The organism is Liquorilactobacillus sicerae (genome assembly GCF_029916425.1).
GTDB lineage: Bacteria > Bacillota > Bacilli > Lactobacillales > Lactobacillaceae > Liquorilactobacillus > Liquorilactobacillus sicerae.
In genome coordinates, this window is record NZ_JAHAVQ010000263.1 from 1 (window position 1) to 436 (window position 436).

The 436-nt window shown below is 36.0% G+C and carries 1 protein-coding gene; it reads left to right on the plus strand.

Features of this window, described 5'->3' with window-relative positions; genetic code table 11:
• Window positions 1-234: 234 nt before the first annotated feature.
• On the plus strand, window positions 235-435 hold the full coding sequence (gene rpmB, locus KH893_RS12355; RefSeq protein WP_002817821.1) for a 50S ribosomal protein L28: 201 nt from the start codon (window positions 235-237) through the stop codon (window positions 433-435).
• Window position 436 lies beyond the last annotated feature (1 nt).

The window sequence follows — 436 nt, forward strand, 5'->3', positions numbered from 1 at the left end:
TTTATAGAGAGAGTTTTTATCCATTTGGAAGGGATAGTTAATTTTTATGAAGATTGTTCTCCAGGATTCTGCTTAACCCCTTAGAACAAGACTCATTATCAGAATCGAATATTAAAGGAAATTTAAAAGGAAATTAAATGAAGATTAAAATTTAGTCTGAAAGAAAAATAATCTTTATTTGCATTTATTAGATAAATCGGATAGAATTTAACAGTTACATGTAAGGAGGACGCTATGGCAAAAGATGCTATTACTGGCGCGCGTACTCGTTTTGGTAATCAACGTTCACACGCTTTGAATGCCAATCGTCGTTCGTGGAAGCCAAATTTGCAAAAAGTGACCGTTAAAATCAATGGCGACGCTGCCAAAACCGTTTATCTGACTGCTCGTACTTTACGTGCAGGCTTGAAGAACGGTTCGATCGAACGAGTATAAC

What these genes read in the sequence shown, in the direction of transcription:
- rpmB (WP_002817821.1), top strand. Translation starts at nt 235, where the DNA reads ATGGCAAAAGATGCTATTACTGGCGCGCGTACTCGTTTTGGTAATCAA.